This is a genomic window from Microbacterium sp. sgz311019 (assembly GCF_056135325.1).
On record NZ_JBWAXO010000006.1, the window covers coordinates 58958 to 80640 of the forward strand.

A 21683-nucleotide genomic window follows, 5' to 3' on the forward strand; every position below is an offset into this window, starting at 1 on the left:
GCGCCTGAGGACCGATCCTTCCGAATCGACGAGAGCACATGACTGACGACACCAGCCCCGAAGCCACCGACCCCGGCACCGACGAGCACAACCACGGCAGGATCGACCAGGTCGATCTGCAGCTCGAGATGCAGCGGTCGTACCTCGACTATGCGATGAGCGTCATCGTCGGGCGCGCGCTGCCCGACGTCCGTGACGGCCTGAAGCCGGTCCACCGGCGCGTGATCTACACGATGTTCGACGGCGGCTACCGCCCCGACCGCGCGTTCTCCAAGTGCACGCGCGTCATCGGCGACGTGATGGGCCAGTTCCACCCGCATGGCGACAGCTCTGTGTACGACGCTCTCGTGCGCCTGGTGCAGCCGTGGTCGCTCCGCTACCCCCTGGCGCTCGGTCAGGGCAATTTCGGCTCACCGGGCAACGACGGCGCCGCCGCCCACCGGTACACCGAGACCAAGATGTCGCCACTCGCCATGGAGATGGTGCGCGATATCGAGGAAGACACCGTCGACTTCCAGGACAACTACGACGGCCGCACGCGGGAGCCGACGGTCCTGCCATCTCGATTCCCGAATCTGCTCGTCAACGGCTCCGTCGGCATCGCGGTCGGCATGGCGACGAACATCCCGCCGCACAACCTCCGTGAGGTCGCGGAAGGGGCCCTCTGGGCGCTGGAGCACCCCGAGGCGACCCACGAGGAGCTGCAGGAGGCGCTGATCCAGCGCATCAAGGGACCGGACTTCCCGACGGGAGCCCAGATCCTCGGGGTGAAAGGCATCCACGACGCCTATCGCACCGGTCGCGGCTCGATCACGATGCGCGCGGTCGTCAGCGTCGAGGAGATCCAGGGCCGCACGAGCCTCGTCGTCACCGAGCTGCCCTACCAGGTCAACCCGGACAACCTCGCCATCAAGATCGCGGAGCTCGTCAAGGACGGCAAGATCTCCGGCATCGCCGACATCCGCGACGAGACCTCCGGCCGCACCGGGCAGCGTCTCGTCATCGTGCTGAAGCGGGATGCCGTCGCCAAGGTGGTGCTGAACAATCTGTACAAGCACACCCAGCTGCAGGAGAACTTCGGCGCGAACATGCTCGCGATCGTCGACGGCGTGCCGCGCACCCTGTCGATCGACGGCTTCATCTCCCACTGGCTCGTGCATCAGGTCGAGGTCATCGTGCGCCGCACGCAGTTCCGGCTGAACAAGGCCGAGGCCGAGGCGCACATCCAGCGCGGCTACGTGAAGGCGCTCGACGCGCTCGACGAGGTGATCGCGCTCATCCGCCGATCCCCGGACGCCGACACCGCGCGCCAGGGCCTGATGGAACTTCTCGGCGTCGACCAACTGCAGGCAGACGCCATCCTCGCCCTCCAGCTACGCCGCCTCGCCGCGCTCGAGCGCCAGAAGATCAACGAAAAGCTTGCCCAGCTCGAGCTCGAGATCGCCGAGTACATCGCGATCCTCGCCGACGAGGGCCGGCAGCGCGAGATCATCCACGCAGAGCTGAGCGAGATCGTCGACAAGTTCGGCGATGAGCGTCGCACGCAGATCATGTTCGGCTTCGACGGAGACATGTCCGTCGAGGACCTCATCCCCGAGGAAGAGGTCGTCGTCACCGTCACCCGTGACGGCTACATCAAGCGCACCCGGAGTGACAACTACCGCTCGCAGCACCGCGGCGGCAAGGGCGTGAAGGGCGCGCAGCTGCGCGCCGACGACGTCGTCGAGCACTTCTTCGTCACGACGACCCACCACTGGCTGCTGTTCTTCACGAACAAGGGACGCGTCTACCGCACCAAGGCGTACGAACTGCCGGAGGCTGGCCGGGATGCGAAGGGCCAGCACGTCGCGAACCTCCTCGCGCTGCAGCCGGGGGAGGAGATCGCGCAGATCCTCGACATCCGGGATTACACGGTGGCGACGTACCTCGTGCTCGCCACGCGCAGCGGTCTCGTGAAGAAGACGCGTCTCACCGAGTACGACACGAACCGACAGGGCGGCATCATCGCCATCAAGCTCCGCGGGCAGGCCGCCGAAGAGGGTGACGAGGGCGAGGATGGTCCGGACGACGAGGTCGTCAGCGCGCTGCTCGTCGATGAGGGCGATGACATCCTCCTCATCAGCCGCCGTGGCATGTCGCTGCGGTTCTCGGCGACCGATTCGGCGCTGCGTCCGATGGGTCGGTCGACGTCCGGCGTGAAGGGCATGGACTTCCGCGCGGGTGACAGCCTGCTGTCGGCATCGGTCGCACAGGACGACGGCTACGTGTTCGTCGTCACCGAGGGCGGCTATGCGAAGCGCACCGCGGTCGACCAGTACCGCGTGCAGAATCGCGGCGGATTGGGCATCAAGGTCGCCAAGCTGAACGACGAGCGAGGCGTTCTCGCGGGCGGTCTCATCGTGTCCGACGACGACGAGGTCTTGGTGGTTCTTGCCAGCGGCAAGGTGGTAAGGTCTGCCGTGGCCGAGGTGCCAGCCAAGGGTCGCGACACGATGGGAGTCGTGTTTGCGCGAGCCGACGACAACGATCGCATCCTCGCCATCGCCCGGAACGGCGAGCGAGCGCTCGCAGCGGAGGAGTCGGCGGACGCCGACTCGGAAACGGGTGCACCCGACGCGTCCCCTGAGACCCCGGAAGTGAGTACTGACGCATGAGCACGGTAGCCGACAAGCTGGCGAGAAAATCCTCCACGAACACCAGCGCAAAGCAGGTGCGCCTGCGCCTCGTCTACGTCGACTTCTGGTCGGCCGTGAAGCTCTGCTTCCTCGCGGCGGTCGCCGTCGCGATCGCGACGATCGTCATGTTCTTCCTGATCTACCTCGTGCTGCAGGGCACGGGCCTGATCGCGAAGATGGATGACTTCTTCAAGAGCTTCTCCGACGGCAGCGTGACGCTGTCGCAGTTCGTGGGACTGCCTCAGGTGATGGCGTTCGCCTCGATCGTGGCCATCCTGAACCTGATCGTGATCACCGTGATGGGCGCTGTCGTCGCCGGCGTCTACAACCTCGCGGTGAAGATCACCGGTGGCCTGCTGGTCGGGTTCACCTCGAACTGAGTCAACTGACGCCGGCGGCTCGCAGCGCCGCCGCGACCACGCCGCTGTTGCCCAGCAGCGTGCCGATGAGCCAGGTCGCGAACAGCGCGAGTGCGCCGCCGATGACTAGGCGCGCGACCGCGCGAGGCGCGGACGAGCCGCCCAGCCACGCTGAGAGCGTGCCGGTGAGTGCGAGTGCGATCAGCACCGCGACGAAGGTGACCGGTACGCGCCACTCGGGCGGAGGCAGCAGGATCGCGAGCAGCGGCAGGATCGCGCCCGCCGTGAATGCGATCGCGGATGCCAGGGCGGCATGCCACGGACTCACGAGGTCGTGCTGGTCGATGTGCAGCTCCACCTCGAGGTGGGCGGCGAGGGCATCGTGGGCCGTGAGCTCGACGGCGACCCGGTGGGCGGTCGCCTCGCTCAGCCCCCGGTCGCGGTAGAGCTGGGTGAGCTCGGCGAGCTCTTCTTCGGGCATCTCCTCGAGCTCGCGCCGCTCCTTCTCGATCAGCGCCCTCTCGCTGTCGCGCTGGCTGCTCACCGAGACGTACTCGCCCAGCGCCATCGAGAACGCACCTCCGATGAGGCCCGCGAGGCCCGCGGTGAGGAGCGCTCCGACATTCGGCGTCGCCCCTGCCACGCCCACGACGATGGATGCGACGGAGACGATGCCGTCGTTCGCGCCGAGGACGCCCGCGCGCAGCCAGTTCAGCCGCTGCCCGATGCCGCCGGCGTGCGGTTCGCTCGCGTGTGCCGCGTCTTCCATGCTCACAGGGGTGAGTCAACCACCGCCGCCATTCCGGGGCAACGAAGGCGAGCCTGTGCTGACCCGGCGCTGACGCGTGCGCACCGCGGGCCCGATTCGTGAAATCGCGCGGAGTCCGGTAAAGTCTTGCAGGTTGACGGCGAGAGAATCGCCGACGAACGGGGCTATAGCTCAGGCGGTTAGAGCGCTTCACTGATAATGAAGAGGTCCCAGGTTCAAGTCCTGGTAGCCCCACTCTCCCCTGGTCCCGGGGCCTTAGCTCAGTTGGTAGAGCGCCTGCTTTGCAAGCAGGATGTCAGGAGTTCGAATCTCCTAGGCTCCACAGTTTCCGCATCAGCCCGCCGGCGTCAGACCGTGCGGTGTCGTGTTCAGGCGTTCGCATCCCTCTGCCGTCACGACCACGATGTCCTCGATGCGCGCTCCCCACCGACCCGGGAAGTAGATCCCGGGTTCGATGCTGAAGGCCATGCCCTCCCGCAGCACGAGCTGGTTGTCCGGCGCGATGTACGGCTCCTCGTGCACCGAGACGCCGATGCCGTGGCCGGTGCGGTGGAGGAAGGCATCCGCCAGTCCCGCTGCGGCGAGCACGTCCCGGGCCGCGGCATCCACCTGCTCGGCGGTCACGCCGGGGCGCACCGCATCCACGGCCGCCTGCTGGGCTCGCACAAGGATCTCGATGAGTTCGGCGGCCTGAGGATCCGGCGTCCCGACGACATACGTCCGGGTGCTGTCGGAGTTGTAGCCCGAGGGCACGGGGCCGCCGATGTCCACCACCACGATGTCGCCGTCCTCGATCACCCGATCGGAGACCTCATGGTGCGGGTCGGCGCCGTTCGGGCCCGATCCCACGATCGCGAAGTCGGCCGTCCGGTGACCCTCCTCGACGATCGCCGCAGCGATTTCGGATGCGATGTCGCGCTCAGTGCGGCCGGGTCGCAGCATCCCGGGCACCCGGCGGTGGACCGCATCGATCGCCGCGCCCGCACGTCGCAGCTCGACGATCTCCGCCATGTCTTTGATCATCCGGCCCTCGCGCAGCACCGGCGTCGCAAGCTCGAGTCGGACGCCGAGGCGCTCGCCGATCGGGATCACGTGCATCGCCGGCAGTGAGTCCGACACAGCCACCCGGGAGGGCGCCGCAGGCATGGCGAATCGAACCAGGCCGTGCGGGTCGTCGCCGTCGACCCAGTCGATGACCTGCAGATCGAGGAGTGACACAGCCGTTCCGCGGACCTTGGCCAGTTCCATGCGGGGAACGATCAGCGACGGCTCACCGTCCGCGGGAATGACGAGGGCCGTGAGCCGCTCGATCGTGTCGCCTTCGATGCCGACGAGGTAGGCGAGGTCGGCTCCCGGTCCCACGATGACGGCATCCAGTCCGCTCTCCCGGGTGAGCGAGCGTGCGCGCTTCACGCGCGCGGCATAGACATCGGCGGGGAAGGGGAGGGGGGTCACCGCTCCACGCTATTGCCGCCACACGCCGCGGGGCCAGTGCGGGCTCACACGTCCACCGTCTGACCGGCGAGGAAATGCCAGCCGATCCACCACCACATCACGATGATCGCGACCCGCGCCGCGCGCGACGTCATGATCTGGTCGAACAGCGCGGTGACGGTGGCCTCCGCATCCACCCGGTGCATCCACCACGTGGCGATGATCAGCGCCACGGCGCACGCGCCGAAGAACAGGAAGCTGAAGATCACGATCGCCTCCCTCGACGCAGCAGCCAGACACCGGCGATCAGCCAGACCGCGGCGAAGACGACCTGCCCGACGCCCGTCGACAGGACGGGGTTCGCGATGTCGCTCAGAGAGTCCGCCGTCTTGTGCGGGGCGATGCGCGTGGCGACGAACTCGCCGAGCTCCCAGAGGCATCCGGCGATGACGCACAGTGCCCAGGCGCGCGCGAGCCGCACGGTGCCGCGCGGCCAGTGCGCCGCCGGTCCTCGTGCTCCCGGCCATGCAGCCATCACCGCCGCGACGCCGATGATCACGACCGCCGCGATCATCACAGGGCTGTGCCGTGGTGCGATCCATAGGGCGATGCCGAACGCAGTCGCGGCGACCAGTATCACGCGAAGAGGTCGCGACCGCCTGAGGATGCGGTCCGGAAGCATGCCCGTGGCGTCGGCCCCGATCAACACGACGATCAGTGCGTAGATCCCCGCATCGAACCACTGCTGGCGGATCACCTGAACGATGCCGATGGCTGCGAGGACGGCGATCCACCCGAGCTCCGACCATCGTGGCCGACGGCGCACCGCGCCGTCGGCGCGGTCCTCGGATGCCGGTTGCGTGCTCACGGTGTTCCCCTGCCTGGACTCTACTCGTTGGGCGGCCCCGGGCCCGCGCATGGGTATGGTGTCGTCATGGACATGCGCGTCGCCGCATACGCCGTCGTCAGGCACGACGATGACGGCCGACTCCTGCTCGCTCATTGGAACGAGAACGGCCGGTCCGGATGGACCATGCCGGGCGGTGGTCTCGAGGACGGCGAAGACCCGGAGGATGCGGTGCGCCGTGAAGTGCGCGAGGAGACGGGGTATCGCGTGCGCATCGACGAGCTGCTCGGCATCCACTCCCAGGTCATCCCCGAGTCGCACCGCATCTCACCGGGTGCGAACGGGCCGCTGCACACGCTGCGCATCGTCTATCGCGCGCGGGTGACGGGCGGTCGCCTCCGCAACGAGCTGGGTGGCTCCACCGACCGGGCGGGCTGGTTCGCCCTCAAGGACGTCGCGGCGCTGCACCGTGTCCGGCTGGTCGACATCTCGCTCGGCATGGCCGGTATCGACTACTGACCGAGGTCCTCCACGGGGACGGAGATATCGGCCACGGTGGCCCCGTACGCGTCGATGAGATCGTCGGCTTCGAGGAACACGCTGTAGCCGTGAGCACCTGCGCCCATCGCGATGCGTCGGCCGACGATGTCGGTGTCGGCGTACACAGGCCATTCGGTCGTGCTGCCGATGGGGGTGATCGTGCCGCGCACGTACCCCGTGGCATCCAGCGCGCGCCCGGGGTCGGGCAGCTGCAGCTTGTTCACACCGACCACAGCGCGCAGCTTCGACCACGAGATCCCCCGGTCGCCGGGGATGAGCGCGAACAGGTACGTGTCGTCCGAGCGCTTGACCACGAGGGTCTTCACGATGTCGGCCGGACGCAGCCCCAGGATCTCCGCCGCCTCGGTCAGGCTGCGGGCCGCAGGTCGCTCACGCACCTCGATCGACAGACCGCGCGCCGATGCGGCCGCCCGCACGCGGGCGACCGGGTCGGCTTCCGACGCCGGATCGGACGCCGAGTCGCTCACTCCTCGGGCGCGCGCAGCGGGTCGTCCGCGACCCACAGCTCGTCGTCCGCGCGCAGCGTCTGCCAGGCGGCGTAGAGCACACCGACTGCGGCCGCGACGCCGAGGATGATCGCGATGACCCCTCCCGCGCCGATGCCCTTCTTCTGCGGCTCGACGACGGGCGTCTTGGACGCGAACTTGCGGACGGCGTCCGTGCCCCGCGCGACGGCGGCACCGGCGCGCGTCTCGTTCGCGACGTCCCACACCTCGAGAGCCGAGCCGAGAGCCGCGCCTGCGGCGGGCACGATGCGGTCGGAGTAGACGTGGCGGGAGAACTTCAGGCCCTTGTCGACATACGGTGCCGCGTACTTCTCATAGTTGGCCTGCACGACGGGCACGACCGTCTCGCGGTTGTAGGCGCCCAGCTGGCGACCGGCCTCGCGGGCGACATTCGCCGCCTCGCCGACCAGCACCTGCTGCGCCTCCCACAGCTGAGTCGCCTGGCCCTGCAGCCGGCGGAGTTCCTTCTTGCGCTTGCGACTGACGCTCACGGGATGCCCTCCTGTCGATGGATGGTCTCCCTATCCTGCCAGAGGCCACCCGTACAGGGAGGGGATCTACAGAACTCTGAAAGAATGTCGGCATGGTCAACCACACCGCTGTCGCCACTCTGCACACCAACCACGGCGACATCGTCGTCAACCTCTACGGGGACCACGCACCCCGCACCGTCCAGAACTTCATCGGTCTCGCCGACGGCAGCGGAGCGTGGACGAACCCCGCGACGGGCAAGCCGGGCGAGGGCCCGCTGTACCAGAACGTCGTCTTCCACCGCATCATCCCCGGGTTCATGATCCAGGGCGGCGATCCGCTCGGCCAGGGCACCGGCGGCCCGGGCTACAACTTCAACGACGAGATCCACCCCGAGCTCGACTTCTCGAAGCCGTACATCCTCGCGATGGCGAACGCAGGCCTGCGTCGCAACGCGATCACGGGCGCCGTCGAGGGCACGAACGGCTCGCAGTTCTTCATCACCACCGACCCGACCCCGTGGCTGCAGGGCAAGCACACGATCTTCGGCGAGGTCGCGGACGACGAGTCGCGCCGTGTCGTCGACGCGATCAGCGATGTCCCGACGGGTGCGCAGGACCGTCCGATCGAGCCCGTCGTCCTCGAGTCGATCGACATCTCCGAGGTCTGACCCCAGCCGTGACATCGGCCGAGTTCGCGAACAACCGCGACAACTACTGCTACCGGCATCCCGACCGGCAGAGCTTCGTGCTCTGCCAGCGGTGCCTGCGCACGATCTGTCCGGAGTGTCAGACGCAGGCACCGGTCGGCGTCATCTGCCCCGAATGCCTCGCCGAGGGTCGCAAGGAGCAGCAGGCCACACAGGCGAGGCGGCAGTCGTCGATGAGACGGATGCCGCGCGCCCGCACCAGCACGCTGCAGGCGCTCGATACGCGACCACTCGCGACGTACTGGCTGATCGGGATCACCGCGGTGGTGTTCTTCGCGCAGCAGCTGGTGCCGGGGCTGCAGACCTGGCTCGTGTTCTATGCGCCCTACCTCTACCCGGGGCTCACCGGCCACTTCGAGCCGTGGCGCCCGATCACGATGATGTTCGTCCACTCGGGTTGGATCCATGTGGGCCTGAACATGCTGACGCTGTGGATGATCGGGCGCCTCCTCGAGCCGCTGATCGGTCATGGACGCTTCGTCGCGGCATACCTCATCAGCGGCCTCGGAGGGGCGGCGGGAGTCGCCCTGCTGGCGTTCGACACCCCCGTCGTGGGCGCCTCCGGTGCGATCTTCGGGCTCTTCGGCGCACTGCTGGTCATCGGCCGCCACATCGGTGCGGATGTCGCAGGCATCGCCGTCGTGATCGCGATCAACCTCGTGATCGGATTCCTGCCTGGCATGACGGTCGCCTGGCAGGCGCACGTCGGCGGCCTGGTCACGGGTGCGGCCGTGGGACTCGTCCTCGCCCGCACTCGGGCTCGCGGTCAGAGGCGGGTGCAGGTCGTACTGCTCGGCGTGATCGTCGCGGCGCTGCTGGCGCTGCTTGTCGTCCCCGTGTTCATCTACGGATAGTTATCCACAGGTTCATCCCCAGCTGGGGATGAATCACACCGGTGTAATTCGTGTGATCCTCAGCGCCAGCGCGTCGTCATCAGGAAGCCTACGAACGCGATGCCGAAGCCGATGACGAGGTTCCACGCGCCGATCCCCGGAATGGGGTACTGCTGGGCGGAGAGATAGAAGACCAGCACCCACACCAGACCGACGAGCATCAGTCCGATCATGATGGGCTTGAACCACACCGGGTTCGGCGCCGCGTCTGCGTCGCTCCGTTCGGTGAGCTGATCGTCACCCTTGCCTGATCGTGCCATGCCGTTATTGTAGGCGGATCGTCGGCGGGCTCTTAATCGTGCCCCCGTAGACTCATGATGTGTCAGAGGTTCCCATGTCTGGGGCAGCGGAGCCGCCGGGTGTCACAGGACGTCATCGACGTCCTCGACGCCGGGTGAGCGTTCTCGGCGTGCTCGGAGAGGTGCTCATCACGCTCGGCGTGGTGTCGCTGCTCTTCGTCGCCTGGCAGCTGTGGATCGGGGACTGGATCATCGGTGCGCAGAACGACGCGGTCGGCAACTCCCTCTCGCAGCAGTGGGCGGCAGCGCCGGCGCCGACGGTCTCGCCGACGCCCTCCGGGTCGAACGATCCGTCGCCGTCGCAGACGACCGCGCCGACGACGGTCACCGCGGACCCCGTGGTCATGGCACAGCCGGGCAACGGGCAGGTGTTCGCCGTCATGCACATTCCGCGCTTCGGCTCGGACTATGCCGTGCGCATGGCCGGCGGTGTCACACGCCCGAAGACCCTCGATCCCATCGGCATCGGGCATTACCCGGACACGGCGATGCCCGGCGACACCGGAAACATGGCGGTCGCCGCGCACCGCACGACGTTCGGCAAGCCCTTCAACCTGATCGGGACGCTCCACGTCGGCGACGCCATCGTGATGGAGACGCCGGCCGGCTGGTACACGTACAGGTTCCGTACGCTGGAGTACGTGAAGCCTGATGCGGTGGAGGTGCTGCTGCCCGTGCCGCAGCAGGTCGGCGTCGCGGCGGACGGCAAGTACCTCACCATGACGAGCTGCAGCCCGATGTACTCGAAGGCGGAGCGCATCGTCGCCTACAGCGCGTTCGACGCGTTCACGCCGCGCTCGGCGGGGGCGCCCGCATCCCTCGATCCGGTGTCGTGAGGACGGTCGACTGATGTACGCAGCCCTCTGGCGCATCCTCCCCGGCCCCTGGTGGGTGCGGGTGGTCATCATCCTCGCGCTGGCCGCCGCGGTGCTCTACGCGCTGTTCTGGTTCGTCTTCCCGTGGGTGAGCACCATCATCGACCCGCAGGACGTCACCGTCTCGTGAGCCGCATCCTCGTGGTTGACAACCACGACAGCTTCGTCTTCACCCTCGTCGACTACCTCCGCGAGCTGGGGTCCGACGTCGCGCTCGTGGAGGCGGACGAGATCGCGACGGATGCCGTGTCCCGGGCGATCGCGGGATACGACGGCGTGCTCGTCTCGCCCGGCCCGGGAGCGCCCGCCGGCGCCGGCGCCTCCATCGCCGTGGTGAGGGCCGCCGCGGCGGACCGCATCCCGCTGCTCGGCGTGTGTCTCGGCCATCAGGCGATCGCCGAGGCGTTCGGCGCGCACGTGGACCACGCGCCCGAGCTCATGCATGGGATGACGTCCCTCGTGCACCACGAGGGCGATCCGCTGTTCGCTGGTCTGGCCGACCCGTTCACCGCCGGCCGGTACCACTCCTTGGCGATCGTGCCGGAGACGGTCCCGGCTGAGCTCGTCGTGACGGCGCACACGGATGCGGGGGTCATCATGGGCGTCCGCCATCGCTCGGCGCCCGTGCAGGGGGTGCAGTTCCACCCGGAGAGCGTCCTCACCGAGGGTGGGTACCGGCTGCTGGGCAACTGGCTCGAGCAGACCGGAGAAGAAGGAGCCGCCGAGCGCGGCGCGCTGCTGGCACCGCACCGGCTCTGAGACCGTGGTCAGCCGCTGCAGACCGTGAGGGTGATCGTCGAGTGGATCGGCGCCTTGCCGGGCGCGATCGACTGCGTGGTGATCGTCTTGGAGGACGCTGAGCACGACGGATCGTCGGCGGTGGCGACCGTGAGGCCGAGATCCTTGAGCTGACGGGTCGCCGCATCCACGGTGTAGCCCGTGACATCCACGATGACGACCTGTCCCGACGCGACGACCATGTTGACGACCGTCCCGGTCGGCACTGTGGTGCCCGCCTGCTGGTCGGCGGACAGGACGGTGCCCGCGGACTGGTTGGGATCGTCCTGCGGCGTCTCGGTGCCGACCTGGAGCCCGGCATCCCTGATGGCCTGCTCCGCGCCCGCCTGCGGGAGGCCGACGAGCGTCGGGACCGTGGAGGTCTGCGGTCCCTTCGACACGTAGACCTCGACCTTCTGCCCCTTCGTGACGGCCGTGTTCGCACTCGGATCGGTGCGGATGACGTTGCCCTGCGTCACGCTCGAGCTGGGCTCGTCGACGCGCACCGACACGAGATCCTGCTTGCCGAGGATCTCACTCGCCTTGGCGTAGGTCATCGAGGTGACGTCGGGGACCACATTGGCGTTCGGTGGCGGACCGTTGGCGGGCCGGAGGGTCACGACCCAGAAGAGCAGGGAGATGAGCAGCACCGCGATGAGGGCGACGCCTGCCCAGATCCACGCCACCGGCGGAGCGGACTGCGTGCGGGCCATGGTCGTGTCGGTGCTCAGCTGGCGCAGCGAGCGCGCGGTGTCGGCTGCGTTCCTCGTACTCGGGCCGTACAGCTCGTTCGTGAGCGTGTCGACCTGGCGCTGCGAGGGCCCGGCGCCGTAGACGGACGCATCCAGAGCGGTGCGGAAGGCGACCGCATCCGGATACCGCTGATACGGGTCCTTGGCGAGCGCACGCAGCACCACCGCGTCGAGCGAGCGGGGGATGCTGGGTGCCAGCTCGCTCGGGGCCACCGGCGTCTCGCTGACGTGCTGGTAGGCGACGGCGACCGGCGACTCGCCGCGGAACGGCTGGCGCCCGGTGAGCAGCTCGAACAGCACCACGCCGGTGGAATAGAGGTCGGCGCGCGCGTCGACGGACTCGCCCTTCGCCTGCTCGGGGGAGAAGTACGCGGCGGTGCCGAGGATCGTCGTCGTCTCGGCGACCGTCGAGGACGAGTCGGATACCGCACGCGCGATGCCGAAGTCCATGACCTTGACCTGCCCGGCCGTCGTGATCATGACGTTGCCCGGCTTGATGTCGCGGTGGACCACGCCTGCCCGGTGCGAGTACTCGAGCGCCTCGAGGATCCCGTCGGTGTAGCGGATGGAATCCTGGATGCCGACCGGTCCCTCGGCGATGACATCCTTCAGCAGGGTGCCCTCGACGAGCTCCATGACGATGTAGGGCACCGGCATCCGTGTGCCGTCTGGACCCTCCTCGGTGTCCTCGCCGGCGTCGAAGACGCGCACGATCGAGGGGTGCGCCATGCGCGACGCCGCCTGGGCCTCGAGCCGGAAGCGCGTGCGGAACGCCGCATCCATCGCCAGCTCACGATGGAGAAGCTTGATCGCGACGTCGCGGCCGAGTGTCAGATCGTAGCCGCGGTAGACGGTCGCCATGCCGCCGCGGCCGATCAGCTCGTCGACGCGATAGCGCCCCGAAAGCACGCGAGGATCGGCCGACACTTCACTCCCTGAGTTCATCGCCAGCCTAACCGACGCTCGATCACGGACCTCCGATCGCCGCTCAGGCATGCGTCACGGAGTCGGGGTCGGGGTCGGGGTGGGGATGGAGGCACCCTGGATCAGGAAGCTGCTGGCAGGCGACGCGTCGGACTGGCGCTGCTGTCCGTTGCCGGAGCAGAGCGCGACATACGAGACGGACATCGTCTGTCCCGGCTGGTTCGGAACGGTGAACGATCCGGTCGTCGCGCTGGGCGGGAAGCTGGTGTCGGTCTTCGACGCGCCGACGACGGTCGACACCGTGTAGCCGCTCAGCGAGTAGCCGGCGGGGCAGGTGTATGCCTTCCATGCCACCGTGGCGGGCGCCCCCGCGGTCACGTTGCCGGCGCCCTGTCCGTTGACGGTCGGCGCTGCGCTCGGTGCCGGAATCGGTGTCAGGCTGCCGTAGCACGTGATCGTTATGTCCGAGTTCTGTGGCGCATTTCCAGCGGACGGACTGGTGGACTCAACGGTGTTCTGCTGGCTGGACGTCGTAGCCGCGGGACTGTTCGGGTTCTTCGTGGGGCTGAGCCCCGCGGTGGATGCCTTCTGCAGGGCGGCGTCGCACTGCATTCCCACGAGTCCGAGGGAGCCGATGTCGACGGTCGTCGGGGTCGGGCTCGGCGTGACCGACGGCGGGGCCGACGAGTGCGTCTTCGAGGTGATCGGCGCCGCGGCGTTGCCGCCGTTGGCGAGAAGGGCCCACAAGGTGCCGACGAGGACGATGAGCAGCAGGGCGATGAGCGCGATGAGCGGCCACGTCCAGGGGCTGCGCTTCTTCTTCTCCGTCGACTCCTCGACGGCGTCGGCGTCCGCTGCAGGCATCAGCTGGGTCGCGGTGCCGGTGCCCTGGGTGCCGAGCAGCTGCGTGAAGCCGTCGGCCGCGGCAAGGCCGGCCACACCGAGCGCGATGGCCGGCACCACCGAGGCCGCGGACGCGACGTCGCCGCGGCGGAGGGCCGTGGCTGCCCGCGCCACGTCGGACGCGGTGGCCGGACGGTCCTCGGGCTTCTTCGCGATCATGGTCATCACGAAGTTCTGCACCGGCTGCGCCACGGTGGGCGGCAGCGGCGGCGGCTGCTCGTTGATCTGCGCCATGGCGATGGCGACCTGCGACTCGCCCGTGAACGGACGCTTGCCCGCGAGGGACTCGTAGGCCACGATGCCGAGCGAGTAGATGTCGGTGGCGGGGGATGCCGGGTGCCCCGAGGCCTGCTCGGGCGAGAGGTACTGGACCGTGCCCATGACCTGACCGGTCGCCGTCAGCGGCACCTGGTCGGCGATGCGGGCGATGCCGAAGTCGGTGATCTTGACGCGGCCGTCGGGTGTGATCAGCAGGTTGCCCGGCTTGATGTCGCGGTGCACCAGGCCCGCGGCGTGCGCCGCCTGAAGGGCCGCCGCCGTCTGGGCGACGATGTCGAGAGTCTTGTCGGTGGACAGCGAACCCTCGCGCTCGAGGATCGTCGACAGCGCCTCACCGGGGACGAGCTCCATCACGAGGAAGGCGCTGCCGTTCTCCTCGCCGTAGTCGAACACGCTCGCGATGCCCTCGTGGTTGACGAGCGCGGCGTGACGGGCCTCAGCGCGGAATCGCTCGAGGAAGCCCGGGTCGCCCATGTACTCGTCCTTGAGGATCTTGATGGCGACGGTGCGGCCGATGACGTGGTCGGTGGCCTCCCACACCTCGCCCATGCCGCCGATCGCGATCCGAGTCTCGAGCTCGTACCGCCCGCCGAAAGTCACTCCCTGCGTCGGTCTCATCTGCCCAGCACCGCCTCCATGACCTTCTTTGCGATCGGCGCGGCGATGGTGTTGCCGCTGCCTGACTGCCCCTTGCCGCCACCGTTCTCGACGACGACGGCAACGGCGACCTGCGGGTTCTCGGCAGGCGCGAATCCGGTGAACCAGAGCGTGTACGGCTTGTCCGGTCCGTTCTCTGCCGTGCCTGTCTTACCGCCCACGTCGACCCCGTCTATTCTTGCATTCGTCGCAATGCCGTCACTGACATTGGCGACCATCATCTGAATCATCTGCGCATCCAGATTCGCGTCCAGCGCCCGGCCGAATTCCGTGCTCGCGAACGTCTGCTGCACGGAGAGATCCGGGTTGATCACGCGGTCGACCATGCGCGGGTTCATGACGACACCGCCGTTCGCGATACCGGCCGACACCATCGCCATCTGCAGCGGCGAGGCGAGCACCTTGCCCTGACCGAAGCCGCTCAGCGCCGTCTGCGCGTCGTCCTGGATCGACCGCGGGTAGGTCGACGGCGTCGAGGTGAGCGGGATGCTGAAGCTCTTGTTGAACCCGTACTTCTCGGCCTCGGCACGGATCGTCTCGTCCCCGAGCTCGACCGCGAGCTCCGCCATCGGGATGTTGCAACTGAGGCGCAGCGCGTCGGCGATGGTCACCGTGTCGCCCGGACCGCACGTGCCGCCCGTGTCGTTGTGCACGACGGAGGACGATTGGGGGAGCTGGTACACGGCGGGGTTCGGCAACGTCGATTGCGGCGTGTACTTGCCGGTCGCCAGGGCGGCCGAGGCCGTGACGAGCTTGAATGTCGATCCGGGCGGGTTGAGGTCGCCCGCGATCGCCCGGTTGTACAGGGGATGCGCCGGGTCGGCGTTCAGCGCGTCGTAGGCCGCGTTGACCGCCTTGGTGTCGTGCGAGGCGAGCGTGTTCGCGTCGTACGTCGGGCTCGTCACCATCGCGAGGACGCGACCGGTCTTCGGCTCGATCGCGATCACGGCGCCCTGCAGGTTGCCCAGGGCGTCGAAGGCCGCCTTCTGCACCGTCGCATCCAGCGACAGCTCGACGTTCGCCCCGCGCGGCGGCTGGCCGGTGAGGATTTGCTCGATGCGCGCGATGAACAGCGAGCCGGCGGTGCCGCCGAGCGCACCGTTCATGGCCTTCTCGATGCCGGTGGCGGAGCCGAGCGCCGGGTTGAACCAGCCCGTCACCGGCGCCCACATCCTGCCGTCGGAGTACACCCGCTGCCACGCGTAGACGTCCTTCGACGGCACCGATGACGCGATCGCCGAGCCGCTCGCGATGATCGAGCCGCGCTGCACCTCGTACGAGTCGTAGCGCGCACGGGTGTTGTGGGCGTTCTGCGCGAGCGCGTCCGCCTGCACGACCTGGATGATCGTGGTCGACGCGAACAGCGCGAGGAACATGAACAGGATGACGATGCTCAGTCGTCGAAGCTCTTTCGTCATCGGATCGCCCCCTTCGGGCGACGGGTGCGCCGGCGTGCACCGGGATGCGTACCGCGTGTCATCCGATCACCACCCTCGGGCGGTTGCGGACCGCATCCGAGATCCGCAGCAGCAGCGCCACGATGATCCAGTTCGCCACCAGCGACGAGCCGCCCGCCGCCAGGAACGGCGTCGTCAGGCCCGTGAGCGGGATGATGCGCGTCACGCCTCCGACCATGATGAACACCTGCAGGGCGATCGTGAACGACAGGCCGGTCGCGAGCAGCTTGCCGAAATCGTCCTGGCCGGCGAGGCCTATGCGGATGCCCCGGCTCGCGAACACCATGTAGAGGCACAGCAGGGCGAAGACGCCGATGAGGCCGATCTCCTCGCCGAGGCTGGCGAAGATGTAGTCGCTCTGCGACAGCGGCGTGATGTACGGGCGGCCCTGGCCGAGGCCGGTGCCGATGAGGCCGCCCTGCGCGAGCCCGAAGATGCCCTGCAGGAGCTGGTAGCTGCCGCCGTCGGCGTTGATGACCGCCGGATCGAACGCGTTGAGCCAGTTCTCGAAGCGGCCGCCGACGTACGGAAGGATGCGGGACGCCAGGAACGCGCCGCCCGCGGCGAGCAGGACGCCGAGGACGACCCAGCTCGTCTTGCCTGTCGCGACGTAGAGCATCGCGACGAACATGCCGAAGATCAGGAGACCGGTGCCGAGGTCGCGCTGCAGGACGATGATGCCGAGCGAGACCGCCCAGACGACGAGGATCGGGCCGAGCTCGCGGGCGCGCGGCCACGTCAGGCCGAGGAAGCGCGTTCCGGTGGACGTCAGGCTTTCGCGGGTGCGGACGAGGTACCCCGCGAAGAAGATGCCGAGGGCGATCTTCGCGAGCTCGCCCGGCTGGAACGAGAAGAAGCCGAGGGAGACCCACACGTCGGCGTTGGCCTTCGCGCCGAGGCCGGGGACGATCGGCAGCAGGAGCAGGAAGACGCCGACGAAGCCGGCGATGTACGTGTAGCGGAAGAGCACGCGGTAGTTGCGCAGCAGGAGCACCACCACGATCGCGCCGACGAGGGCGATGCCGGCCCACGCCAGCTGACGGGTCGAGTAGGCCGCCCAGCCGTGCAGGTGCACGGCGACGTCGATGCGGTAGATCTCGGCGAGTCCGATGCCCGTGAGGAGGGTGGCGATCGGGACCACGAAGGGGTCGGCATCCCTCGCCCGCAGTCGGAGCACGATGTGCAGCGCGATGACGAGCGCGGTGAGGCCGCCGAGGTAGATGAGGAACTTCGGATCCAGCTGGCCCGCCGCACCGAGCTGCACGAGCGCGATGGCGGCGCCGTTGACGACGAACGCGAAGATGAGCAGTCCGAGTTCGCGGTTGCGGCGCGTCTGCGGCACCCGGATCTTCTTCAGAGCGCGCAGCACAGCGGTGTCGGTGGAGGTCCCGGCGTCGTCGCGCAGCGGCGGGGTCGTGCGCGGAGGCTCCGTCTTCTGCGGAGCCTCGGACCGCAGCGGGCCGGTGGCGGCAGCATCCGTCATTGTCCACCTCCTGACACCGACTCGAGCCGTGCCACGATCTGCTCGGCCTCGGCGAGGGACGACGCGGGGATGGTGGCCACCACCGTGGCGCGATTGAAGTCGGACAGCGAGTCCAGGGAGAGCCCCGTGTCCTCGTAGGGCGACGAGAGCGAGATCGGCCCGATGTCCTGCTGGATCCCGCGGAAGATCACCACCGTGTCGTCGTCGGCGCCGACGAAGTAGCGGGTCTGCGTCCACTGGTAGGCGGCGAACAGCCCCGCGGCGAACGCGGCCAGGACGACGAGGAGGCCGACGATCCATCCGATGCGGCGACGACGGGCGCGACGCTTGTCCTCCTCGATGAGCTCCTCGAGGAACTCCGCGGCCGGCTCGAAGTGCGTGGGCTCATTGGCGGCGACGCGCGCGGCGTGCAGCCACCCGGCCCGGCCCGCGCGTGCGGCCGGCACCTCGACACCGCGGGGGTTGGAGGCCGAGCCGACGATCGTGGGGGTTCCCGAGAAGACCGGATGCGCGCCGCCCACGTCGACGATGACGATCGTGACGTTGTCCGGCGCCCCGCCGTCGAGGGCCTGCTTGAGGAGGAGGTCCGCCGTGCGGCCGGGGGCGAGCCCGAGCCCGAGCGCCTTCGAGGTATGCGGGTCGTCGACGACGCCCGACAGGCCGTCGGAGCACAGCAGCCAGCGATCGCCCTGCTGCGTCGGCATGATGAAGGTGTCGATCTCGGGATCGGGATCCTGGTCTCCGAGCACGCGCATGAGCACCGAGCGGCGCGGGTGGTACCGCGCCTCCTCGACCGTGATGCGTCCCGAGTCGACGAGCCGCTGCACGAACGTGTGGTCGGTGGTGATCTGCGTGAGCGCGCCCTCGCGGAACAGATAGATGCGCGAGTCGCCGATGTGCGCGATCACGGCGTAGTCGTCGACCATGATCAGGGCACTCACGGTCGTGCCCATGCCGGCGAGCTCGGGGCGGGCCTTCACGGTCGAGATGAGGTCGTGCGCAGCATCCGACACGGCGCTCTGCAGCGCGCGCTCGGCTTCGGAGGTCGTGGTGAACGCGCGATCGAGCTCCTCCATGCGGTGGACCGCGAGGCTGGAGGCGACGTCTCCGCCCGCGTGACCGCCCATGCCGTCGGCGACCACGAACAGGTTGGACCCCGCGTAGCCGGAGTCCTGGTTGTTCGACCGCACCTTGCCGGTATGGGAGAGCGCGGCGCTCGATCCTTCGAAGACCATCAGGGGTCCGGGCTACTTCCGCAGCTCGAACGTCGTGGCGCCCACTTTGATCGGTGCGCCGACCTTCACCGGCACCGGCGAGGCCACCCGCTGACCGTCGTGCCATGTGCCGTTCGTCGAGTCCAGGTCCTGGATCATCCACTGCTCGCCCCACAGGACGAGTCGCGCGTGATGGCTCGACGTGTAGTCGTCGCGGACGACGAGGCCCGACTCGCTGGAGCGGCCGATGGTGAGGGGCTCGCGCCCCAGAGGCAGCTCGAGGCCGGCCTTCGGGCCGCTCGTGATGACGATGCGCGACACGGAGGAGAGGGTCGCGGGCGCGCCGTTGCCGCCCGCCGCCGGTCTGGGCACGGAGGGAGCGGGAGCGGTCGGGGATGCCGAGGCGGCCGCGGCGCTCGCTACCGGGGCCGGCGCGGGTGAGGGCGCGGGGACCTCGGGCATGCGGCGGACCTTGACGCCGAACAGATCGGCGCGCAGCGAGTAGACGACCGCGAACACGAAGAACCACATCAGGACGAGAAACCCGACGCGCAGGAGGAGGAGAGTGAGCTCGCTCACGAGAGGGCGCCCCCGCTGCGGTGGTCGTACGCACGCGTGTAGTCGGCCGGCGGGGGAGGCGGAACGGGCGGCGCGGCCTGGGCGACGACGCGGAAGACGATGTCAGTGTGCCCGATGGTGATCGTCGAGTCCGGCGGAAGCGCCGCCTCCACGACGCGGCGGCCGTCGAGGCTCGTGCCGTTGGTGGAGTTCATGTCGCGGACCATCGCGCGCTCGCCGTCCCACAGGATCTCGACGTGCTTGCGGCTGGTGCCGGCATCCGCCACGGTGATGTCCGCGTCGCTGCCCCGGCCGATCACCGTCCGGGAGGTGATGAGGGGATGCCGCTTGCCGGCGATGTCGACGACGGCACGCCACGACACCCTGCCCTCGGCGGTCTGCGACTCGACCCGCAGTGTGCCCGTCGTCAGCTGCTCGTCGCGGACGAGCGTGATGGTGACCGGACCGGCGAACGAGTATCCCTGCGCCTTCGCATGCGCCTCGACGAGGTCGTGCAGCTCATCGATGAGCGTGTTGCCCAGTGCCGCCATGCGCTCGCTGTCCGACGAGGACAGCGCGACCGTGAACGTGTTGGGCGCCAGGATGCGGTCGCGTGTCACCACGGCGGCCTTCTTGTCGAGCTCGCTCCGCAGAGCCGAGGCGATCTCGACAGGCTGAATGCCGCTGCGGAAGGTCTTCGCGAACGCGCCGTTGACGGCGCGCTCGAGACCTTTCTCGAAGCTGTCCAGTAGTCCCACACGACTCCTCGGGTCGATCCGGTGGCTACATGCTAGTTGCACAGGCTGGGGAGGCCGTGAACGAGACGCCCAGCCGCGGATCCGCGCCGATTCGGGCGGCGCGCGGCGACGTGATACCCTCGTGAAGTTGAGTTCGTGGGCGACCACGACTCGCGCGAGTGGCGGAATAGGCAGACGCGCTGGCTTCAGGTGCCAGTGCCCGAAAGGGCGTGGGGGTTCAACTCCCCCCTCGCGCACGAGATGGCCCCGGGATTCCCGGGGCCTTCGTCGTTCCTCCCGGGCTCACTCCAGGGCGGGGAGCAGGCTGTAGACGCGCTCCTCGACCTCACGGCCGACGCCCGGGGCGAAGGACATCATGCGCGACATCTCGGTGAAGCCGACCCTCTCCAGGACTGCGATCGAGCGGACGTTGTGTGACGCGACGCGGGCGAACAGCGGTCGCGTGGGCTCGCGCGACACCAGCAGTCGCAGGGCCTCGGTGGCGACGCCGCGCCCGCGCGCGTGGCCGGTGATCCAGTACGTGATCTCGCGGTCGCCGTCGGTCGTGAACGCGCCCGCCGTGCCGGCGAATCCGCCGTTCTCGGTGACCACGAACAGGGCGTTCTCCCGGTTGGCGCGCTGGCGCGCGATCCAGGCGTCGAAGGCCGCGCGATCATCGGGATCGGTCGCGGTGAACGCCGCCTGGGCGACTGCCTCAGGGTCGCGCATCATCTCGAAGATGGCGTCCAGATCGTCGTCGTCGAGGTCGCGCAGCTCGATGTGCCCCATGGCCCCAACCTACCCGGGGCCCCGGTCAGGCGAAGCCGTGGCGCTTGCGGATCAGCGCCTCCGCGGCCGCGCCGTCGCGAGCGGCCACGGCATCCCTCAAGGCGAGATATTCGACCTGACGCTGATCGGGATGCTCGCCGTAAGGGCGCCACCCGACGGTGTTGCGTCGCATCGCGTACTCCGCCTCGTCCTGCACGCGCAGCAGCACGCGATTGCCGCTCGCCGCGGTGAGGTAGCGGAAGAAGGTGGCGTTGGCGCGGACGAGACGCGTGTGCTCGTCGGCATCCGATGCCTCGATGATCTCGTCCAGCATCATGAGGGCGGTCTCGAGCTGTTCGTCCGTGATGCGGGGCAGCGCGATGCTGAGGGTGTTGCCCATCATGTACACCATGAACTCGCGCGACGCCTCGTAAAGGCCCTGATCAGGCACCGATACCCGCGTCCAGCGGTTGGCGGAGACCTCGACGAGTCCGATCCGCTGCAGGCGCTGGAGTGCCTCGCGCACCGGCGTCCGAGACACCCCGAGGCTCGCGGCGAGATCGACATCGCGCAGTGTCGAACCGGGTTCGAGGCGTCCGTCCAGGATGGCTTCCGCGATGACGGAGTACACATCGTCGCGGAGAGTCACACCCTGCGGTTCGAGTCGGGGAAGCGCAGCATCGGTGCTCATGGGCGCCCCAATCCTAGGGCTCGGGGCGACATTTCACGCAACTTTTCGGTCACCTTCCGATTTGGCTCCTGTGCGAACGCCCGGA

The 21683-nt window shown here is 68.6% G+C and carries 24 protein-coding genes and 3 tRNA genes; 11 read left to right on the forward strand and 16 right to left on the reverse strand.

What is annotated here, in order from left to right; all coding sequences use genetic code 11:
• Positions 1-38 precede the first annotated feature (38 nt).
• Both gyrA and AC0NZN_RS10885 read left to right on the forward strand, forming a co-directional pair.
• The gene (gene gyrA / locus AC0NZN_RS10880; RefSeq protein ID WP_474592327.1) at positions 39-2654 is read left to right on the forward strand and encodes a DNA gyrase subunit A; all 2616 of its coding nucleotides are present in this window, start codon (positions 39-41) and stop codon (positions 2652-2654) included.
• Complete coding sequence (locus tag AC0NZN_RS10885) at positions 2651-3055, forward strand: DUF3566 domain-containing protein (RefSeq protein WP_474592328.1); 405 nt, start codon at positions 2651-2653, stop codon at positions 3053-3055. The genes gyrA and AC0NZN_RS10885 overlap by 4 nt, the downstream gene beginning before the upstream one ends.
• 1 nt (position 3056) lies before the next feature.
• On the opposite strand, the gene AC0NZN_RS10890 is transcribed toward AC0NZN_RS10885, so the two are convergent.
• A complete protein-coding gene (locus AC0NZN_RS10890) occupies positions 3057-3803 on the reverse strand; it encodes a VIT1/CCC1 transporter family protein (protein ID WP_474592558.1) in 747 nt (248 codons plus the stop codon).
• A 160-nt stretch (positions 3804-3963) separates the two neighbouring features.
• Here AC0NZN_RS10890 and AC0NZN_RS10895 point away from each other — a divergent pair.
• A tRNA-Ile gene (locus AC0NZN_RS10895) sits at positions 3964-4037 on the forward strand.
• 15 nt (positions 4038-4052) lie between these two features.
• A tRNA-Ala gene (locus tag AC0NZN_RS10900) sits at positions 4053-4125 on the forward strand.
• An 11-nt stretch (positions 4126-4136) separates the two neighbouring features.
• Here the strand turns inward: AC0NZN_RS10900 and AC0NZN_RS10905 are convergent.
• Genes AC0NZN_RS10905 through AC0NZN_RS10915 form a run of 3 tightly spaced genes read right to left on the reverse strand, consistent with a single transcriptional unit; the run spans position 4137 to position 6105 of the window.
• Complete coding sequence (locus AC0NZN_RS10905) at positions 4137-5258, reverse strand: M24 family metallopeptidase (RefSeq protein WP_474592329.1); 1122 nt, start codon at positions 5256-5258, stop codon at positions 4137-4139.
• A 44-nt stretch (positions 5259-5302) separates the two neighbouring features.
• Complete coding sequence (locus AC0NZN_RS10910) at positions 5303-5506, reverse strand: DUF6186 family protein (protein ID WP_474592330.1); 204 nt, start codon at positions 5504-5506, stop codon at positions 5303-5305.
• Positions 5503-6105 carry a hypothetical protein gene (locus tag AC0NZN_RS10915; RefSeq protein ID WP_474592331.1) on the reverse strand — a complete coding sequence of 201 codons (603 nt, stop codon included), beginning with the start codon at positions 6103-6105 and terminating at the stop codon, positions 5503-5505. Before AC0NZN_RS10915 ends, AC0NZN_RS10910 begins: the two co-directional genes overlap by 4 nt.
• A 66-nt stretch (positions 6106-6171) precedes the next feature.
• Between AC0NZN_RS10915 and AC0NZN_RS10920 the strand changes: the two genes are divergently transcribed.
• Positions 6172-6603 (forward strand): NUDIX hydrolase, encoded by a 432-nt coding sequence (locus AC0NZN_RS10920; protein WP_474592332.1) that lies wholly within the window; start codon positions 6172-6174, stop codon positions 6601-6603.
• Here the strand turns inward: AC0NZN_RS10920 and AC0NZN_RS10925 are convergent.
• Both AC0NZN_RS10925 and AC0NZN_RS10930 read right to left on the reverse strand, forming a co-directional pair.
• Entirely contained in the window at positions 6597-7061 is a 465-nt protein-coding gene (locus AC0NZN_RS10925) for an aminoacyl-tRNA deacylase (protein WP_474592559.1), read from the reverse strand. The two genes, AC0NZN_RS10920 and AC0NZN_RS10925, sit on opposite strands and share 7 nt — an antisense overlap.
• A 47-nt stretch (positions 7062-7108) precedes the next feature.
• Complete coding sequence (locus tag AC0NZN_RS10930) at positions 7109-7642, reverse strand: DNA helicase (protein ID WP_474592333.1); 534 nt, start codon at positions 7640-7642, stop codon at positions 7109-7111.
• 92 nt (positions 7643-7734) lie between these two features.
• On the opposite strand from AC0NZN_RS10930, the gene AC0NZN_RS10935 reads away from it, so the two are divergent.
• Positions 7735-8292, forward strand: coding sequence for a peptidylprolyl isomerase (locus AC0NZN_RS10935; RefSeq protein WP_474592334.1), 558 nt, complete (start codon positions 7735-7737; stop codon positions 8290-8292).
• Between the two features lie 8 nt (positions 8293-8300).
• Positions 8301-9185 carry a rhomboid family intramembrane serine protease gene (locus AC0NZN_RS10940; RefSeq protein ID WP_474592335.1) on the forward strand — a complete coding sequence of 295 codons (885 nt, stop codon included), beginning with the start codon at positions 8301-8303 and terminating at the stop codon, positions 9183-9185.
• Positions 9186-9244: 59 nt separating this feature from the next.
• Here AC0NZN_RS10940 and AC0NZN_RS10945 read toward each other — a convergent pair whose 3' ends face one another.
• Positions 9245-9484 carry a cell division protein CrgA gene (locus AC0NZN_RS10945; protein WP_320942657.1) on the reverse strand — a complete coding sequence of 80 codons (240 nt, stop codon included), beginning with the start codon at positions 9482-9484 and terminating at the stop codon, positions 9245-9247.
• A gap of 134 nt (positions 9485-9618) precedes the next feature.
• Here AC0NZN_RS10945 and AC0NZN_RS10950 point away from each other — a divergent pair, with 134 nt between their 5' ends.
• Genes AC0NZN_RS10950 through AC0NZN_RS10960 form a run of 3 tightly spaced genes read left to right on the forward strand, consistent with a single transcriptional unit; the run spans position 9619 to position 11157 of the window.
• Positions 9619-10359: a class E sortase gene (locus AC0NZN_RS10950; RefSeq protein ID WP_474592336.1), complete on the forward strand. Its 741-nt coding sequence runs from the start codon at positions 9619-9621 to the stop codon at positions 10357-10359.
• Positions 10360-10372: 13 nt separating this feature from the next.
• Positions 10373-10528 carry a hypothetical protein gene (locus AC0NZN_RS10955; RefSeq protein WP_474592337.1) on the forward strand — a complete coding sequence of 52 codons (156 nt, stop codon included), beginning with the start codon at positions 10373-10375 and terminating at the stop codon, positions 10526-10528.
• On the forward strand, positions 10525-11157 hold the full coding sequence (locus tag AC0NZN_RS10960) for an anthranilate synthase component II (protein WP_474592338.1): 633 nt from the start codon (positions 10525-10527) through the stop codon (positions 11155-11157). Before AC0NZN_RS10955 ends, AC0NZN_RS10960 begins: the two co-directional genes overlap by 4 nt.
• A gap of 8 nt (positions 11158-11165) precedes the next feature.
• Here the strand turns inward: AC0NZN_RS10960 and pknB are convergent, their stop codons facing one another.
• From pknB to AC0NZN_RS10995, 7 genes are read right to left on the reverse strand one after another with little or no spacing between them, the layout of a single operon-like run.
• Positions 11166-12872 carry a Stk1 family PASTA domain-containing Ser/Thr kinase gene (pknB, locus tag AC0NZN_RS10965; RefSeq protein WP_474592339.1) on the reverse strand — a complete coding sequence of 569 codons (1707 nt, stop codon included), beginning with the start codon at positions 12870-12872 and terminating at the stop codon, positions 11166-11168.
• 54 nt (positions 12873-12926) lie between these two features.
• Entirely contained in the window at positions 12927-14651 is a 1725-nt protein-coding gene (locus AC0NZN_RS10970) for a serine/threonine protein kinase (protein WP_474592340.1), read from the reverse strand.
• The gene (locus AC0NZN_RS10975; RefSeq protein WP_474592341.1) at positions 14648-16108 is read right to left on the reverse strand and encodes a peptidoglycan D,D-transpeptidase FtsI family protein; all 1461 of its coding nucleotides are present in this window, start codon (positions 16106-16108) and stop codon (positions 14648-14650) included. The genes AC0NZN_RS10970 and AC0NZN_RS10975 overlap by 4 nt, the downstream gene beginning before the upstream one ends.
• A 58-nt stretch (positions 16109-16166) precedes the next feature.
• Positions 16167-17630, reverse strand: coding sequence for an FtsW/RodA/SpoVE family cell cycle protein (locus tag AC0NZN_RS10980; RefSeq protein ID WP_474592342.1), 1464 nt, complete (start codon positions 17628-17630; stop codon positions 16167-16169).
• Positions 17627-18865: a PP2C family protein-serine/threonine phosphatase gene (locus tag AC0NZN_RS10985; RefSeq protein ID WP_474592343.1), complete on the reverse strand. Its 1239-nt coding sequence runs from the start codon at positions 18863-18865 to the stop codon at positions 17627-17629. The genes AC0NZN_RS10980 and AC0NZN_RS10985 overlap by 4 nt, the downstream gene beginning before the upstream one ends.
• A gap of 12 nt (positions 18866-18877) precedes the next feature.
• Positions 18878-19423 (reverse strand): FHA domain-containing protein FhaB/FipA, encoded by a 546-nt coding sequence (locus tag AC0NZN_RS10990; RefSeq protein WP_474592344.1) that lies wholly within the window; start codon positions 19421-19423, stop codon positions 18878-18880.
• Positions 19420-20160 (reverse strand): FhaA domain-containing protein, encoded by a 741-nt coding sequence (locus AC0NZN_RS10995; RefSeq protein ID WP_474592345.1) that lies wholly within the window; start codon positions 20158-20160, stop codon positions 19420-19422. Before AC0NZN_RS10995 ends, AC0NZN_RS10990 begins: the two co-directional genes overlap by 4 nt.
• Positions 20161-20312: 152 nt before the next feature.
• On the opposite strand from AC0NZN_RS10995, the gene AC0NZN_RS11000 reads away from it, so the two are divergent.
• Positions 20313-20396 (forward strand) — tRNA-Leu (locus tag AC0NZN_RS11000).
• A 46-nt stretch (positions 20397-20442) separates the two neighbouring features.
• Here AC0NZN_RS11000 and AC0NZN_RS11005 read toward each other — a convergent pair.
• Both AC0NZN_RS11005 and AC0NZN_RS11010 read right to left on the reverse strand, forming a co-directional pair.
• The gene (locus AC0NZN_RS11005; RefSeq protein WP_474592346.1) at positions 20443-20928 is read right to left on the reverse strand and encodes a GNAT family N-acetyltransferase; all 486 of its coding nucleotides are present in this window, start codon (positions 20926-20928) and stop codon (positions 20443-20445) included.
• Between the two features lie 25 nt (positions 20929-20953).
• Positions 20954-21598 (reverse strand): GntR family transcriptional regulator, encoded by a 645-nt coding sequence (locus AC0NZN_RS11010; protein WP_474592347.1) that lies wholly within the window; start codon positions 21596-21598, stop codon positions 20954-20956.
• Between the last annotated feature and the right edge of the window lie 85 nt (positions 21599-21683).